Here is a 16,102-nt window from a genome sequence, read left to right as displayed (position 1 = left end):
CCGCGAAGGTTACGAGCCCGGCGCGGCGGCCTTGAGGGTGGTGAGGAAACCGGTCCAGGCGGCCGGGTCGAAGGCGAGCGCCGGGCCGCCGCGGTCCTTGGAGTCGCGTACGCCGATGGTGTCGGCGGTGAGGCGGACCTCGACACAGGCGGCGTTGCTGGCGCTACGGGAGGACGTGAACCAGCCACGGGTGGGGGTGTGCTCGGTCATCTCATCTCCTGGGCGACCTGGCGGATCAGGGCGAGGGACTCCTCGAAGCTTAACGCCCGCTCCAGCGTCTCCCCGAAAGTGATCGTGTAGTCGGCGACCCGGGTGGACTGGTCGATGATGTCGCTGGAGGTCAGCACCTCCTGCCAGACCAGGTCCGGCACCCGGGCCGACGGGAACGACAGGATCACGAACGGCGCACCGAGCGCCGGGTACGCACCGGCCGAGAACGGCATGATTCGAATCTGGATCTGCTCCGGGTGCCGGGTCATCAGATCGGCCAGGTGGTCGAGCTGGGCACGCATCACCGCCGGGCCGCCCACCTGCTGGCGGATCGCGCCCTCACCGAAGATCGCGGTGATCCGCAGCGGCGGGTCCTCGGTGAGCCGGCGTTGCCGGGCCATCCGTACCTCGATGCGTTGCTCGGTCTCGGTGAGCCGGACGTAGGTGTTGCCGCCGCGCAGGATCGCGCGGGCGTACGCCTCGGTCTGCAGCAGGCCGTCGATCAGCTCGCTCTGGTAGGTGCGGACGTGGTCGGCACCGGCCTCGTAGCCGAGGAAGCGCAGGAACTCGGCCGGGAAGAGCTGCTTGTACGTGTGCCACCAGGCGCGGGCCATCGCGCCGACTCGCAGCGCTTCCAGCTCGGCGGCCTCCTGGTCGTCGATCTCGTAGATCTTGACGAGCTGGGCGAGGCGGTCGGCGGGGAGTTTGACCTTGCCGATCTCCACTCCGGAGACGTACGCCTGGGTGATGCCGCTGCTGCGGCCGACGCCGACGGCGGTCATGCCGAGCTCCTCGCGGCGCTCGCGCAGCCGGATGCCGAGCTCCATGGCCTGCACGGTCGGCGACATGGCAGGGTTGGCGGGTGCCTTGCGGGTCCTCGGTGCACGTGCCATCGGTGGTCTCCCTCGCGTTTGGATGGTGACCACGACATCACACCAGGTGATCATGAACAACACAAGGGGTTGATATAAGCGAGTTTCAGCGCGATGCTTGCGCCACGAACCCTAGGCAGTTGATCAAGGAGGACACACTGTGGCCGGACAACTCAGCTGGGTGGACGGTGAGCAGCCCGAGCGGTACGGATTCTCGCTGTGCCGGGTGGTCGACCCCGGCACCGCCGACGAACGCTACGACCTGCTCGGCGTCATCGAGGTCCCGTTCGACCAGCGCCACCCCGACCGCGTCGCCGACCAGCTCCACCCGTGGGCGGTCGCCACCCTGCGGACCGGCGGGTACGGCTTCGGCCACTACCTGGCCGAGCTGACCGGCCTCGACGAGAACGGCGAACCGTGGCACCACATCAGCAACGCGCCCATCAGCTGGTCCGGCACCACCGTGCTGGTGCCGGCCGCCGACTGACCGCCGCCGACTGACCGCCGCCGAATCGGCGACGGCGCGCCGCCCCGGCGACGGTCAGCGGCAACGACTATTCGGCCGCGTCGCGCGTACGGAGCGCTTCCTCCCGGCTGGGGTAGCCGCAGAGCTCGACGAGGTTACCGGTGGCCTTGGCGAAGGCTTCGTAGATGTCGTCGTCGAAATGGTTGAGCCAGTCGCCGGCCTTGCCCTTGCGGTAGTGGGCGGTCGGGCCGGCCTCGCGCCGCTTCTTGCGCATCCGGGAGAAGTCGTGGCGGTCGAGCAGTGCCGTCAACTGCGCTGGCGGAAGGACGATCCCGCAGTGCCGCAGCAGCTGATCCACCTCGTCGGTCTGCCGCGCGCCGACGAGGTCCTCGTAGCGGAACAGGCGGACGGTCTCCACGCTGGGCGCGACCGCCCACGATTTGATCGAGGCGAACAGTTTGCTCTTCGCCATGTGATTGACGACGTAGAGCAGACCTTCCTTCTTGGGCGTTTCCTGGAGGACCTTCCGGTGCCGCAGCACGTCACCCATCGGGGTGTGCGAGTTCCGCCACGAGAAGTAACCAGAGACGATGATGTCACGCGGATCGCGCATGACGAAGAACGCCCGGTATTTGTCCGGCTTGGGGATGGCGTTGAAGCCGTCCCGGGAGATGAACAGCGACGAGACGACCCGGCTGGTGGGGACGGCGTGCGGCCAGCGCTTCCGGTTGATGCGCTGGTCGAACAACAGCAATCCGGAATGGCGATACACGACCGGGTCGCTGAGCAGGGATTTCACCCACTGGCTGCCCGTCTTACGCACCGTGCAGTGGTATACGTTGTCGTAGTCGCACCGTTCGACGACAGGGAGCGTGAGTCGGCTCGTCGCGTTCCGCGTCTCCAGCATCGCCCAGCGCGCGGCCACCCGCACGGAATTGGGCGTGCGATGCTTGGCGAACGTCAAAGTCTGACTGATCAGTGTCGTGTCCCCTATCCGTGCCCGAGGCGGAAAGCTCACCTCAGTCTGAGAGGATGATGCATCCGACCGCGCCGGTCAACTTGGTGACTCGACGTGAAAATACCACCCCGCGTCGTGCCGGCCGCGCAGCGGCGGGTCGACAAACGGCGGCGGGTCGACAAACAGCCGCAGGTCAGAAACAGCCGGCAGCCAGGAACAGCGCCGGGTCAGGACTCGCCGCGCCGGGCCCGCAGCGCGGCGAGCGCCTCGGCGAGGATCGCCTCGCCGTCGGCCTCGCTCCGCCGCTCCTTCACGTACGCCAGATGCGACTTGTACGGCTCGCTACGCGGCCGGGCCGGCGGGTTGTGCCGGTCCTGTCCGGCGGGCAGCCCGCACCTCGGGCACTCCCACGTCTCCGGTGCCGCCGCGTCAGCCGCGAGCCTTACGTCGACCGCGTGCGCGTTGGCACACCAGTAGGTGGTCTGGCGGCGGGGAGCCGGCTCCGCACGTTCGGTCGGTCGGGCCGGGCTGGCACCGATCCGGCTGCCACGGATCACACTGCTACTTGCCACGATGATCGCTCCTGTCGTCGAAGGGGGGTGTCATCACCGGGGGCGTGGTGACGCGACGGGGTTGAGCGGGGTGAAGCGGGTTGAGTGGGGGTCAAGCGGAAAAGAATGCGCGGCCCGTCGACAAACGGGCCGCGCGAATCTTACGACGGACAGCGACGAATCACACACCCGAGTTCATCGCGACCTTGAGCCACAGGCCCAGGCCGACGATGCACGCGAACCACACGATGCCGGTGAGCACGGTGTAGCGGTCCAGGTTCTTCTCGGCGACCGAGGAACCCGCGAGGCTGCTACTCACCCCGCCACCGAACATGCTGGACATGCCGCCGCCCTTACCTTTGTGCAGCAGGATGAGCATGGTGAGCATCACGCTCGTGATCACCAGCAACACGATCAACACGTACGCGAACTCGATCGGCATGGCAGTGGTCAGTCCTCTCATCACGGTCGCCGGACGTCGTGGGGACGAACCGGACGGGCCCGGGTGGGGCGGCACGCGGGCCAGACAAGGATAGCGGGCCGGACACGCGCGTGCCGACCGCCTCCCGGTCTGGCTAGCGGGCGATGTGCTCCGGGAACCGGACGATCTGGGCGAACTCCTCGGCGTCCAGGCTGGCACCGCCGATCAGGGCACCGTCGACGTCGGCCTCGGCCATGATCGCCGCGACGTTCGCCGCCTTGACCGAACCGCCGTACAGGATCCGGGTCTGGTTGGCGGTGGCCTCGTCGTACAGCTCGGCCAGCCGGGACCGGACCGCGCCGCAGACCTCCTGTGCGTCGGCCGGGGTGGCGGTCTTGCCGGTGCCGATCGCCCAGACCGGCTCGTACGCGACGACGACCTTGACCACCTGCTCGGCGGTCAACCCGGCGAGCGCGGCGGCCAGCTGGTCGTTGCAGTGCGCGACGTGGCCGCCGGCCTCCCGCACGTCCAGTCCTTCGCCGACACACAGGATCGGGGTGATCCCGTTGGCCAGCGCCGCCGCGACCTTGGCCTTGACCACCGAGTCGTCCTCGTTGTGGTAGGCCCGCCGCTCGGAGTGGCCGACGGTGACGTACTGGCAGCCCAGCTTGGCCAGCATCGCCCCGGAGATGTCCCCGGTGTAGGCCCCGCCGGCGTGCGGCGACAGGTCCTGCGCGCCGTAGCCGATGGCCAGCTTGTCGCCGTCGATCAGCGTCTGCACACTACGCAGCGCGGTGAACGGTGGCAGCACCACCACCTCGACGTCGGTCAGCTGCTGCTCGTTGAGGCTGAACGCCAACTTCTGGACCAGCGCGATGGCTTCCAGGTGGTTGAGGTTCATCTTCCAGTTGCCGGCCATCAGCGGCCGGCGGGCAACGGTCTCAGGCACTGCTCTCACTTCTCCAAGGCGGCGATGCCGGGAAGGGTCTTGCCCTCCAGGTACTCCAGCGAGGCGCCCCCGCCGGTCGAGATGTGCCCGAAGGCGGACTCGTCGAGACCGAGGGTGCGGACGGCGGCCGCCGAGTCGCCGCCGCCGACGACAGTGAAGCCGTCGACCTTGGTGATCGCCTCGGCGACGCCCCGGGTGCCGGCGGCGAACGGTGCCAGCTCGAACACGCCCATCGGGCCGTTCCAGAACACCGTCCGCGCTCCGGCGAGGGCTTCGGCGAACGCGGCGACGCTGCGCGGGCCGATGTCCAGGCCGAGCCGGTCGGCGGGGATCGCGGCGGCGTCGACCACGTCGTGGTCGGCGTCGGCGGCGAACGCGGTGGCGGCCACCACGTCGACCGGCAGCACGATCTTGCCGGCGCCGCGCTCCAGCAGCTCACGGCAGGTGTCGACCATCTCGGTCTCCAGCAGCGACTTGCCGACCTCGTGGCCCTGGGCCTTGAGGAAGGTGAAACACATGCCGCCGCCGACCAGCAGCTTGTCGACCGTGGGCAGCAGCGCCTCGATGACGGCGAGCTTGTCGGAGACCTTCGACCCGCCGAGCACCACCACGTACGGCCGCTCCGGCGCGCCGGTCAGCTTGCCGAGCACCTCGACCTCGCGGTGCACCAGCTTGCCGGCCACGTGCGGCAGCCGCGCCGGTACGTCGTACACGCTGGCGTGCTTGCGGTGCACGGCGCCGAACGCGTCGTCGACGTAGGCGTCGGCGAACGCCGCCAACTGGTCGGCGAACGCGCCCCGCTCGTCGGCGTCCTTGCTGGTCTCCCCCGGGTTGAAGCGAAGGTTCTCCAGCAGCGCGACCTGGCCGGCGGCCAGGTCGGCGACGGTGGCCCGCGCCGACTCGCCGACGGTGTCGGTGGCGAACGCGACCGGCGTGCCGAGCAGCTCACCGAGCCGGGCGGCGACCGGGGCGAGGGTGTACTTCGGGTCCGGGGCGCCCTTGGGGCGGCCCAGGTGGGAGCAGACCACCACGGCCGCGCCGGCGTCACGCAGCGCGGTCAAGGTGGGCAGCACCGCCCGGATCCGGCCGTCGTCGGCGATGACCCCCAGGTCGTCCTTCGCGAAGGGGACGTTCAGGTCGGCGCGCAGCAGCACGCGCCGACCCGACACACCCTCGGCGAGCAGATCGTCGAGAGTGGATACCTGGCTCACAGCGACGCGCCCACCAGCTTGACCAGGTCCACCAGACGGTTGGAGTAGCCCCACTCGTTGTCGTACCAGCCGACGACCTTGACCTGGTCGCCGATCACCTTGGTCAGACCGGAGTCGAAGATGCACGACGCCGGGTCGGTGACGATGTCGGCCGACACGATCGGGTCCTCGGTGTAGGTGAGGATGCCGGCGAGGGGGCCCTGCGCGGCGGCCTTGACCGCGGCGTTGACCTCTTCGACAGTGGTCTCCCGGCCGACGGTGACGGTCAGGTCGGTGGCCGAGCCGGTCGGGATCGGCACCCGTAGCGCGTAGCCGTCCAGCTTGCCCTTGAGCTCCGGCAGCACCAGGCCGATCGCCTTGGCCGCACCGGTCGAGGTCGGCACGATGTTCAGCGCGGCGGCACGGGCCCGACGCAGGTCGGAGTGCGGGCCGTCCTGCAGGTTCTGGTCCTGGGTGTACGCGTGGATCGTGGTCATCAGACCGCGCTCGATGCCGAACGTGTCCTGCAGCACCTTGGCCATCGGGGCGAGGCAGTTGGTGGTGCAGGAGGCGTTCGAGATGATCGTGTGGTTGGCCGGGTCGTACTTGTCGTCGTTGACACCGAGCACGACGGTGAAGTCCTCGTTCTTGGCCGGGGCCGAGATGATGACCTTCTTGGCGCCGCCGTCGACGTGCGCCTTGGCCTTGGTGGCGTCGGTGAAGAAACCGGTCGACTCGATCACCACGTCGGCGCCGAGGTCGCCCCAGGGCAGCTTGGCCGGGTCCCGCTCGGCGAGCGCCTTGATGGTGTGGCCACCGACGGTGATCTCGTCACCGCTGGCCTTCACCTCCTGCGGCAGCCGGCCCAGGATGCTGTCGTACTTGAGCAGGTGCGCGGTGGTCGCGGTGTCACCCAGGTCGTTGAAGGCGACGATCTGGATGTCCGCGCCGGAGGCGAGCACCGCCCGCGTGAAGTTACGGCCGATACGGCCGAAGCCGTTGATGCCAACCCGGATGGTCACAGGTCCCATCTCCTTGCTTCTCGCCCGTCCGGGCCGGAGCCGGACGGATTGGTGTGCGCCGACCGCGTGGCGGGCCGGGCGCCGATCTGATCAACTCGGCCGGTCACGCCGCAGCCGTACGCGGCTCGGGCGGAACACCCGAGGCGGTGGTCGCGGCGGGAGGGCCGGGTGCCGGCCCCGTCGCCGTACACTGCTGACCCTATCCGAGAAGCCCGTGCCGCGTTGCGCCGGGGCGTCCGCTCACCCGGGTTCCCGACAGGTGTTCACCCGACGAGCATCTCCGCCGTCACCGCGTCCTCGGTGTCCGGAATGCCGAGATCGCGGGCCCGCTTGTCGGCCAGCGCCAGCAGCCGCCGGATCCGCCCGGCGATCGCGTCCTTGGTCAGCGGCGGATCGGCCAACGCGCCCAGTTCCTCCAGGGACGCCTGCCGGTGCTCCAGCCGCAGCCGGCCGGCCGAGGTCAGGTGCCGGGGCGCGTCGTCGGCGAGGATCTCCAACGCCCGGGTCACCCGGGCCGCGGCGGCCACCGCCGCCCGCGCCGACCTGCGCAGGTTGGCGTCGTCGAAGTTGGCCAACCGGTTGGCCGTCGCCCGCACCTCCCGGCGTACCCGCCGCTCCTCCCAGGCCAGCACGCTGGCGTGCGCGCCGATCCGGGTGAGCAGCGCGGCGATCGCGTCGCCGTCCTTGACCACGACCCGGTCCACCCCGCGCACCTCCCGCGCCTTGGCGGTGATGCCGATCCGGCGGGCCGAGCCGACCAGAGCCAACGCCGACTCCGGCCCGGGACAGGTGATCTCCAACGCACTGGAGCGCCCCGGTTCGGTCAGTGATCCGTGCGACATGAACGCCCCCCGCCAGGCGGACACCGCGCAGCACACGCTGGCCGACACCAGGTGCGGCGGCAGCCCCCGCACCGGACGGCCGCGTACGTCGAGCAGCCCGGTCTGGCGCGCCAACGCCTCACCGTCGGACACCACCCGGATGATGTAGTGGCTCCCTTTCCGCAGACCACTGGGGCTGAGTACGTGGATCTCGCTCGGATAGCCGTAGACGTCGGCCACTTCCCGACGCAGCCGGCGGGCCACCGAGTTGGTGTCGAGTTCGGCCTCGACGACGACCCGGCCGGCGACGATGTGCAGCCCGCCGGAGAACCGCAGCAGCGCCGCCATCTCGGCGCGCCGGCAGCACGGCTTGGGTACGTCGACCCGGCTGAGCTCGTCCTTGACGGCAGCGGTCATCGCCATTGTCACTTCACCTCACGGGGCCGGTTCCGACGTGTGCCGATACGTACGTGCTTAACGAGCGGAACCCAGGACAGGCACCAGGGCTGCCCCCAGCGCGGCGGGATCGTGCCGGGGGCTGCCGTCGGCGACCGCCAGCGGGGCGAGCGTCAAACACGCACCCAGCGATTCTGCCGCACGCCTCACCGGCTCGGGGTCGCCGACCGCCTTGCCGTCCGCCAAAACCGCGTCGACCCGCAGTTCCGGCAGGTACCAGCTCAACGCGGCGAGGTGATCGGCGACCGACAACCCGAGGGTCTCCTTCTCGGCGGCGAGGTTGAGGGTCACCAGCCGGCGGGCCGGGCTCGCCACGATCGCGGCGGCGAGGTCCGGCACCAGCAGGTGCGGAATCACGCTCGTGTACCAGCTCCCCGGTCCGAAAATCAGCCAGTCGGCGGTCTGCACGGCCCGGACCGCCGGCGAGCAGGCGCCGGGCGTCTTGGGCAGCAGCCGCACCGATTCGACCCGCCCCCGGGTGACCGCGACGGCGTGCTGCCCCCGGATGGTGACCACCTCGGTCGGCCGGTACGGGTCACCGCCACGCACGTCGGCCTCGATCGACACCGGCTCGCAGGACATCGGCAGCACCCGTCCGGTCGCGCCGAGCAGCCGGCCGACGTGGTCCAGGGCGGCCACCGGGTCACCGAGAAGTTCCATCAGTCCGCAGAGCACCAGGTTGCCGACGGCGTGCCCGGTCAGCGGATCGGGGCGGTCGCCGGCCGGCGCCTCGCCGGGCACCGGCACGAACCGGTGCTGGAACAGCTCGGCGGTCAACTGGTCGTCGGCCCCCGGGCCGGCCAGCGCGGCGAGGGCCTGGCGCAGGTCACCCGGGGGCAGCGCGCCCCGGTCGGCCCGCAGCCGGCCGCTGGATCCGCCGTCGTCGCCGACCGTCACCACGGCGGTGATCTCCAGCTCCAACTGGCCGGTCACGTGGCGCAGCGCGCGGAGCGACGCCGCCAGGCCGTGCCCGCCGCCGAAGGCCACCACCCGCAGTGCCGTCACTCGCGCCCCAGGTCGCGGTGCTGGGCGTTGACCGACAGCCGGGCCTGGCGCAGGCGGACCGCGAGTTCCTCGGCGATCGCCACGCTGCGGTGCTTGCCGCCGGTGCAACCGACCGCCACGGTCAGGTAGCGCTTGCCTTCCCGTTCGAAGCCGGTGGTGGTGGCGTTGATCAGCTCGGCGTAGCCGCGGACGAAGTCGTCCGCCCCGGCCTGGCTGAGGACGTAGCCGCTGACCGACGCCTCCCGGCCGGTGTATTCCCGCAGTTCGGGCACCCAGTACGGGTTGGGTAGGAACCGGGCGTCGATCACGAAGTCGGCGTCCGGTGGGAGGCCGTACTTGAAGCCGAAGGACAACACGGTGACCCGCAGCCGCCGGGCGTCCTCCCCGCCGAACAGCTCCTCGACCCGGCGACGGAGCTGGTTCTCGTTGAGGTGGCTGGTGTCGATGATCACGTCGGCCTGTTCGCGGGCCTCGGCCAGCAGTTCACGTTCGGCCGCGATCCCGTCGGCCAGGCGTCCGTCGCCCTGCAACGGATGCGAGCGCCGTACGCTTTCGAACCGGCGGATCAGCACGTCGGCGGCGGCGTCGACGAAGACGACCCGGGGCTGGTAGCCACGGTCCTTCAAGGCCCGGATCGCCCCGGCCAGGTCGGTGGAGAACGCCCGGCTGCGGACGTCGAGCACCATGGCGGTGTGCCGGGCGGCCCCGCCGGCCCGCATCGCCAACTCGGCCATGTCCAGCATCAACGCCTGCGGCAGGTTGTCGACCACGTAGAAGCCGACGTTCTCCAGCGCCCTGGCGACGGTGCTGCGGCCCCCGCCGGACACGCCGGTGACCACGACGAGGCGGGCCTCGGTCGGTTCACCGGACACGACGGAGGGTCCGCCGTCGTGCATCGCGCTGCCGGCCAGGTCGTCACCGGCCAGATCGTCACCGGGCAGGTCCGCGTCGGCCCCGGCGTCGGCCAGGTCGTCACCGGGCACTGGGGCGGCATCGGTGGTCTGCCGGGTCACGTCGTCACCCGAGCTCAGGCTGCTGTGCCTCACGGTCCTCCCGCCCTGCGGTGCTGACGCGCGAGCGCGCGTCGACCGGCACCACGTACGGATTCTAAGGGCGATTGGCGACGTTATCCGACGACCCGGCGAGCAGCGCGACGATCGTCTCCGCGGTCCGCCGCCCGATCCCGGGTACCTCGACGATCTCGTCGACGCTGGCGGCGGCGAGTTTGCGGACGGATCCGAAGTGCCGCAGCAACGCCTTACGCCGGACCTCGCCCAGGCCCGGCACCTGGTCCAACCCGGAAGCGACCATCCGCTTGGACCGGCGCTGCCGGTGGTAGGTGATGGCGAACCGGTGCGCCTCGTCCCTGATCCGCTGCAGCAGGTAGAGCCCTTCCGAGGTGCGCGGCAGGATCACCGGGAACTCCTCGTTGGGCAACCAGACCTCCTCCAGCCGCTTGGCCAGCCCGCACAGCGCGACGTCGTCGACGCCCAGCTCCGCGAGGACGAGCGCTGCGGCCTGCACCTGCGGCGCGCCGCCGTCCACCACGATCAACTGCGGCGGGTACGCGAACCGGCGCGGCCGCCCGGTCTCCGGGTCCACGCCGGCGGGACCGTCCGGCCGGGCCGGCTCGCCCGCGCCACGGTGGCGGGCGAACCGGCGGCGCAGCACCTCGCTCATCGCGGACAGGTCGTCGGTCGCGCCCCGGACGGCGAACCGGCGGTACTCCCCCTTACGCGGCAGGCCGTCTTCGAAGACCACGAGACTGGCCACCACGTCGGTGCCCTGGATCTGGGAGACGTCGAAACACTCGATCCGCAACGGGGCGGCGGACAGCGCCAGCGCCTCGGCGATCTCTTCGAGGGCCTGGCCACGGGTGGTCAGGTCGCTGGACCGGCGCAGCTTGTGCCGGGTCAACGCCTCGCCGGCGTTGCGGGCGACGGTTTCCATCAGGGCCCGCTTGTCGCCGCGTCGCGGCACCCGCAGGCTGACCCGCGAGCCACGGCGGGTGGTGAGCCAGTCGGCGAGGGCGTCGGCGTCGGGCGGAAGCGCGGGCACCAGCAGCTCGCGGGGAACGTCGGTCTCGCCCTGCTCGGCACCGTACACCTGGGTGCAGAAGTGGTGCACGAGGTCGGCCGTGGTCAACTCCTCGACCTTCTCCACCACCCAGCCGCGTTGGCCCCGAACCCGGCCTCCCCGGACGTGGAACACCTGCACCGCCGCTTCGAGCGGATCCTCGGCGAAGGCGACCACGTCGGCGTCGGTGCCGTCGCCGAGCACCACGGTCTGTTTCTCCATGGCTTTGCGCAGGGCGGCCACGTCGTCGCGCAGCCGGGCGGCCCGCTCGAACTCCAGGGCGTCCGAAGCTGCGCGCATGTCGCGTTCCAGCCGGCGCACCATGCTGTCGGTGCGCCCGGCCATGAAGTCGCAGAACTCCTCGACGATTCCCCGGTGCTCGGCCGCGTCGACCCGGCCGACGCACGGTGCCGAGCACTTGCCGATGTCACCGAGCAGGCACGGCCGGCCGATCTGGGCGGCGTTGCGGAACACCCCGGCCGAGCAGGTCCGGGCCGGGAACACCCGCAGCAGCAGGTCGAGGGTCTCCCGGATGGCCCAGGCGTGCGAGTACGGTCCGAAGTAGCGCACGCCTTTGCGTTTGGCACCGCGCATCACCTGCAGCCGGGGGAACTCCTCGTCGAGTGTCACGGCCAGGTAGGGATAGGACTTGTCGTCGCGGTAGCGGACGTTGAACCGTGGGTCGTACTCCTTGATCCACAGGTATTCGAGCTGCAGCGCCTCGACCTCGCTGCCGACGGTCACCCAGTCGACGGACGCGGCGGTGGTCACCATCTGCTGAGTCCGTTGGTGCAGCTGCCAGAGGTCGCCGAAGTACGAGTTGAGCCGGCTCCGCAGGCTCTTGGCCTTGCCGACGTAGATGACGCGGCCGCCGGGATCACGGAAGCGGTAGACCCCCGGGGCGTCCGGGATCGTGCCGGGGGCGGGACGGTAGCTGGACGGATCTGCCATCACCGTCAGCGTAGTGCAGGGCGGTGACAGTACGGTCGGTCCGCGCGGCCGCCGGACACCGTGGATGCGGGCGGCCGCGCGTCGTGTCCCGTATCAGGCCACCGAGATGTTCTCGCCGTCGACGGTGACCGACTTCTCCTCCAGTGGTGCCGGTGCCGGTCCGGAGACGACCGAGCCGTCGGAGATGGAGAAGGCGCTGAAGTGGCAGGTGCAGTTGATGGTCCCACCGTCGAGATTGGCGACCGGGCACTGCTGGTGCGTACAGATGTTGCTGAAGGCCTTGAACTCGCCTTCGGTGGGCTGGGTCACCACGACACCCTGCGCGGCGAAGATCACGCCGCCACCGACCGGCACCTCGCTGGTGGTGGTCAACGCCGACGCGTCGCCGTCGGTGGTACCGCCCGTCGCACCGCCGGTCGTCGCACCGCCGTCGATCGGCGTATTCGGGGTCTCCGAAGCGTCGTCGGTGTCGGTGCCGCAGGCGGCCAACGCGACGGTCGCCCCGACCCCGCCCACGCCGAGCAGCACATGGCGGCGGCTGGTCATCCGGGGATCGGTCGTCGTCTGGTGCTCAGTCATACGGGAAACCTCTCTGATCAGTTGCCACGGCTGGTCGTCCGCGGCCACGCCGGTAGACACGGGGACACGTCACGATCGGTTCATCCCGAAATGCCGGCAGGGACCATGATTCTGGGTGAGTCCTGGAGCCCGCTGTGCGATCGCTGTGTCAACGCTGTACAGCCGATCCGGTGGCCCGCCGCGCGCCGGAGCCACGCTTCGCCGTTGCCGACGTCTTGGCCGCTGCCGTTGCCGACGTCTTGGCCGACGTCTTGGCCGCTGCCGTTGCCGACGTCTTGGCCGACGTCTTGGCCGCTGCCGTTGCCGACGTCTTGGCCGACGTCTTGGCCGCTGCCGTTGCCGACGTCTTGGCCGCTGCACGGGCCGCACGGCCGGACGCGCCGTTGGCCGTGGCGGCGCGGGCGGACGCGGCGGACGCCCCGCCGGCGGCACCGGTGAGCCCGAGCACCGGACGGAGAAACGCCCCGGTGTGGCTCTCGGGCACCTCGGCGATCTCCTCCGGGGTACCGGCGGCGACCACCGTACCGCCCCGGTAGCCGCCTTCGGGACCCATGTCGATCAGCCAGTCGGCGGTCTTGATGACATCGAGGTTGTGCTCGATCACCACGACCGTGTTGCCCTTGTCGACCAGGCCGGAGAGCACGGTCAACAGTTTGCGGATGTCTTCGAAGTGCAGCCCGGTGGTCGGCTCGTCGAGGACGTACACGGTCCGTCCGGTCGACCGCTTCTGCAACTCGGAGGCGAGCTTGACCCGTTGGGCCTCACCGCCGGAAAGCGTCGGCGCGGGCTGACCCAGCCGTACGTAGCCCAGGCCGACGTCGACCAGGGTCTTGAGGTGCCGGTGGATGGCCGGGATCGGCTCGAAGAAGTCGGCCGCCTCCTCGATCGGCATCTGCAGGATCTCGGCGATGGTACGGCCCTTGTAGTGGACTTCGAGGGTCTCCCGGTTGTACCGCGCCCCCTTGCACACCTCGCAGGGGACGTAGACGTCCGGCAGGAAGTTCATCTCGATCTTGATCGTGCCGTCACCGGAACACGCCTCGCACCGGCCGCCCTTGACGTTGAACGAGAACCGTCCCGGACCGTAGCCACGGACCTTGGCCTCGGTGGTCTCGGCGAACAACCGGCGGATGTGATCGAACACCCCGGTGTACGTCGCCGGGTTGGACCGCGGGGTGCGCCCGATCGGCGACTGGTCGACCCCGACGACCTTGTCGACGTGGTCCAGTCCGCTGATCCGGGTGTGCCGCCCCGGCACCAACCGGGCATTGTTGATCTGGTTGGCCAGCACGGTGTAGAGAATGTCGTTGACCAGCGTCGACTTGCCCGAGCCGCTGACCCCGGTGACCGCGATCAACTGGCCGAGGGGGAACGGCACCGTCAGGTTGCGCAGGTTGTGTTCCCGCGCCCCGTGCACCACCAGTTCCCGACCGGGGGTCACCGGTCGGCGGCTGGCCGGGACCGGGATGACCCGCCGCCCGGACAGGTATGCCCCGGTCAGCGACTCGTCGTTGGCCAGCAGCTCGTCGACCGAGCCGCTGTGCACGATCCGACCGCCGTGCTCGCCCGCGCCCGGGCCGATGTCGACGATCCAGTCGGCGATCCGGATGGTGTCCTCGTCGTGCTCCACCACGATCAGGGTGTTGCCGAGCCCCCGCAACCGGACCAGCGTATCGATCAACCGGTGGTTGTCGCGCTGGTGCAGGCCGATGGACGGCTCGTCGAGCACGTACAGCACCCCGACCAGGCCGGACCCGATCTGGGTGGCGAGCCGGATCCGCTGGGCTTCCCCACCGGACAGGCTGCCCGCCGGCCGGTCCAGCGACAGGTAGTCCAGGCCGACGTCGACCAGGAACCGCAGCCGGGCGTTGATCTCCTTGAGCACCCGCTCGGCGATCAGCTTCTGCCGGTCGGTCAACGTCAACCCGGCCAGCAGGTCGGCGCAGTCACCGACGGACAGTCCGGTCACCTCGGCGATGTTCTTGCCGGCCACGGTGACCGCCAGGACCTCCGGTTTGAGCCGCGCCCCGCCGCAGGACCCGCAGGGCACGTCGCGCATGTAGCCTTCGTACTTCTCCCGGGACCAGTCCGACTCGGTGTCGGTGTGCCGCCGCTCGATCCACTGCACCACGCCTTCGAAGCCGGTGAAGTAGGAGCGCTCCCGCCCGTACTTGTTGCGGTAGCGGACGTGGACCTGGTCGTCGGAGCCGTAGAGAATCGTCTTCTGCGCCCGGGTCGGCAGCTTGCGCCACGGGGTGTCGAGGTCGAAGTGCTCGGCCTCGCCGAGCGCGGCGAGCAGCCGCAGGAAGTACTCCTGGGTCTGCCCACCGGACCACGGCTGGATCGCCCCGTCCCGCAGGGTGCGCTCCAGGTCGGGTACGACCAGTTCGGCGTCGACTTCCTTCTTGGTGCCCAGGCCGACACACTCGGGGCAGGCACCGTACGGCGCGTTGAAGGAGAAGACCCGCGGCTCCAGGTCCTCGATCGCCAGCGGGTGGTCATTGGGGCAGGCCAGGTGCTCGGAGAAGCGCCGTTCCCGGCCGGGGTCGTCCTCGGCGAGGTCGACGAAGTCCAGCAGGACGATGCCGCCGGCCAGGCCGAGCGCGGACTCCACCGAGTCGGTCAGCCGGCGTCGGGCGCTCGCCTTGACAGTGAGTCGGTCGACCACCACCTCGATGGTGTGCTTCTCCTGCTTCTTGAGCTTGGGCGGTTCGGTGAGCGGGTGGACCACCCCGTCGACCCGGGCCCGCGCGTACCCCTTGGCCTGCAGATCGGCGAAGAGGTCGACGTATTCGCCCTTGCGGCCCCGGACGACCGGCGCGAGCACCATGAACCGGGTGCCCTCCGCCATCGCCAGGACCCGGTCCACGATTTGCTGCGGGCTCTGCCGGGAGATCCGCTCGCCGCAGACCGGGCAGTGCGGCTCACCGACCCGGGCGAAGAGCAACCGCAGGTAGTCGTAGACCTCGGTGATGGTGCCGACGGTGGAGCGCGGGTTGCGCGAGGTCGACTTCTGGTCGATGGAGACCGCCGGCGACAGACCTTCGATGAAGTCGACGTCCGGCTTGTCCATCTGACCGAGAAACTGCCGCGCGTACGACGACAGTGACTCCACGTATCGTCGCTGGCCCTCGGCGAAGATCGTGTCGAACGCGAGACTCGACTTGCCGGAACCGGACAGGCCGGTGAACACGATCATCGCGTCGCGTGGCAGGTCGAGGCTGACGTCACGGAGATTGTGCTCACGCGCGCCACGGATGATCAATCGGTCGGCCACTTCCGCCTGCTCCCGAAGGGTGAAGTATGCGATCTGATGGATATGCGATCTGATGGAAATGCGTCGTGCCAGGTCGAGACCAGCTCGTGGCACCGGGCGGCCCCAGCAGGGCGCGTCCGGGGCGCGTCCAGGGGCGCGTCGAATGCCCCGGCAACTGTAGCCCCGGGGTCCGACATTCTCGTCACGCACCGTCGACGGGTCGGCCCGGTGGCGACGCACCTGTCGGCCCGGCCGACGACGCAGCCCTCGACGCAGGGGGCGACCCACCGACCGGCGACCGGCGTCGGGTCCCAGCTGG

General features: G+C 70.2%; 14 protein-coding genes and 1 pseudogene. 1 reads left to right on the top strand and 14 read right to left on the bottom strand.

What is annotated here, in order from left to right; genetic code table 11:
* Positions 1-9 precede the first annotated feature (9 nt).
* The gene (locus tag O7632_RS15640; protein WP_278115118.1) at positions 10-210 is read right to left on the bottom strand and encodes a DUF397 domain-containing protein; all 201 of its coding nucleotides are present in this window, start codon (positions 208-210) and stop codon (positions 10-12) included.
* Positions 207-1,103, bottom strand: coding sequence for a helix-turn-helix transcriptional regulator (locus O7632_RS15635; protein WP_278115117.1), 897 nt, complete (start codon positions 1,101-1,103; stop codon positions 207-209). The genes O7632_RS15640 and O7632_RS15635 overlap by 4 nt, the downstream gene beginning before the upstream one ends.
* Positions 1,104-1,242: 139 nt before the next feature.
* Here O7632_RS15635 and O7632_RS15630 point away from each other — a divergent pair, with 139 nt between their 5' ends.
* Positions 1,243-1,569: a hypothetical protein gene (locus tag O7632_RS15630; protein ID WP_278115115.1), complete on the top strand. Its 327-nt coding sequence runs from the start codon at positions 1,243-1,245 to the stop codon at positions 1,567-1,569.
* A gap of 67 nt (positions 1,570-1,636) precedes the next feature.
* Here O7632_RS15630 and O7632_RS15625 read toward each other — a convergent pair whose 3' ends face one another.
* The 12 genes and pseudogenes from O7632_RS15625 to uvrA form a co-directional block, all read right to left on the bottom strand.
* Entirely contained in the window at positions 1,637-2,527 is an 891-nt protein-coding gene (locus tag O7632_RS15625; protein WP_278120074.1) for a sulfotransferase domain-containing protein, read from the bottom strand.
* A gap of 206 nt (positions 2,528-2,733) precedes the next feature.
* The gene (locus tag O7632_RS15620; protein ID WP_278115113.1) at positions 2,734-3,078 is read right to left on the bottom strand and encodes an RNA polymerase-binding protein RbpA; all 345 of its coding nucleotides are present in this window, start codon (positions 3,076-3,078) and stop codon (positions 2,734-2,736) included.
* A gap of 160 nt (positions 3,079-3,238) precedes the next feature.
* Entirely contained in the window at positions 3,239-3,499 is a 261-nt protein-coding gene (gene secG, locus O7632_RS15615; protein ID WP_278115112.1) for a preprotein translocase subunit SecG, read from the bottom strand.
* A 133-nt stretch (positions 3,500-3,632) separates the two neighbouring features.
* Positions 3,633-4,397 (bottom strand): triose-phosphate isomerase, encoded by a 765-nt coding sequence (gene tpiA / locus O7632_RS15610; protein WP_278120073.1) that lies wholly within the window; start codon positions 4,395-4,397, stop codon positions 3,633-3,635.
* 35 nt (positions 4,398-4,432) lie between these two features.
* Positions 4,433-5,638, bottom strand: coding sequence for a phosphoglycerate kinase (locus tag O7632_RS15605; RefSeq protein WP_278115111.1), 1,206 nt, complete (start codon positions 5,636-5,638; stop codon positions 4,433-4,435).
* Positions 5,635-6,639 (bottom strand): type I glyceraldehyde-3-phosphate dehydrogenase, encoded by a 1,005-nt coding sequence (gene gap / locus O7632_RS15600; RefSeq protein ID WP_278115109.1) that lies wholly within the window; start codon positions 6,637-6,639, stop codon positions 5,635-5,637. The genes O7632_RS15605 and gap overlap by 4 nt, the downstream gene beginning before the upstream one ends.
* 263 nt (positions 6,640-6,902) lie before the next feature.
* A complete protein-coding gene (gene whiA, locus O7632_RS15595; protein WP_278115107.1) occupies positions 6,903-7,883 on the bottom strand; it encodes a DNA-binding protein WhiA in 981 nt (326 codons plus the stop codon).
* 51 nt (positions 7,884-7,934) lie between these two features.
* Positions 7,935-8,921 (bottom strand): uridine diphosphate-N-acetylglucosamine-binding protein YvcK, encoded by a 987-nt coding sequence (yvcK, locus tag O7632_RS15590; RefSeq protein ID WP_278115106.1) that lies wholly within the window; start codon positions 8,919-8,921, stop codon positions 7,935-7,937.
* Positions 8,918-9,817, bottom strand: a complete 900-nt coding sequence (gene rapZ, locus O7632_RS15585; protein ID WP_278120072.1) for an RNase adapter RapZ — start codon at positions 9,815-9,817, stop codon at positions 8,918-8,920. Before rapZ ends, yvcK begins: the two co-directional genes overlap by 4 nt.
* Positions 9,818-10,028: 211 nt before the next feature.
* The gene (gene uvrC / locus O7632_RS15580; RefSeq protein WP_278115104.1) at positions 10,029-11,948 is read right to left on the bottom strand and encodes an excinuclease ABC subunit UvrC; all 1,920 of its coding nucleotides are present in this window, start codon (positions 11,946-11,948) and stop codon (positions 10,029-10,031) included.
* 93 nt (positions 11,949-12,041) lie between these two features.
* A complete protein-coding gene (locus O7632_RS15575) occupies positions 12,042-12,527 on the bottom strand; it encodes a Rieske (2Fe-2S) protein (RefSeq protein ID WP_278115103.1) in 486 nt (161 codons plus the stop codon).
* Positions 12,528-12,900: 373 nt separating this feature from the next.
* Positions 12,901-15,804: pseudogene (uvrA, locus tag O7632_RS15570) on the bottom strand (excinuclease ABC subunit UvrA); the annotation flags it as partial.
* Between the last annotated feature and the right edge of the window lie 298 nt (positions 15,805-16,102).

The sequence above is a fragment of the Solwaraspora sp. WMMD406 genome (assembly GCF_029626025.1).
Lineage (GTDB): Bacteria > Actinomycetota > Actinomycetes > Mycobacteriales > Micromonosporaceae > Micromonospora_E.
This window is presented reverse-complemented; position numbering and strand designations above follow the sequence as displayed.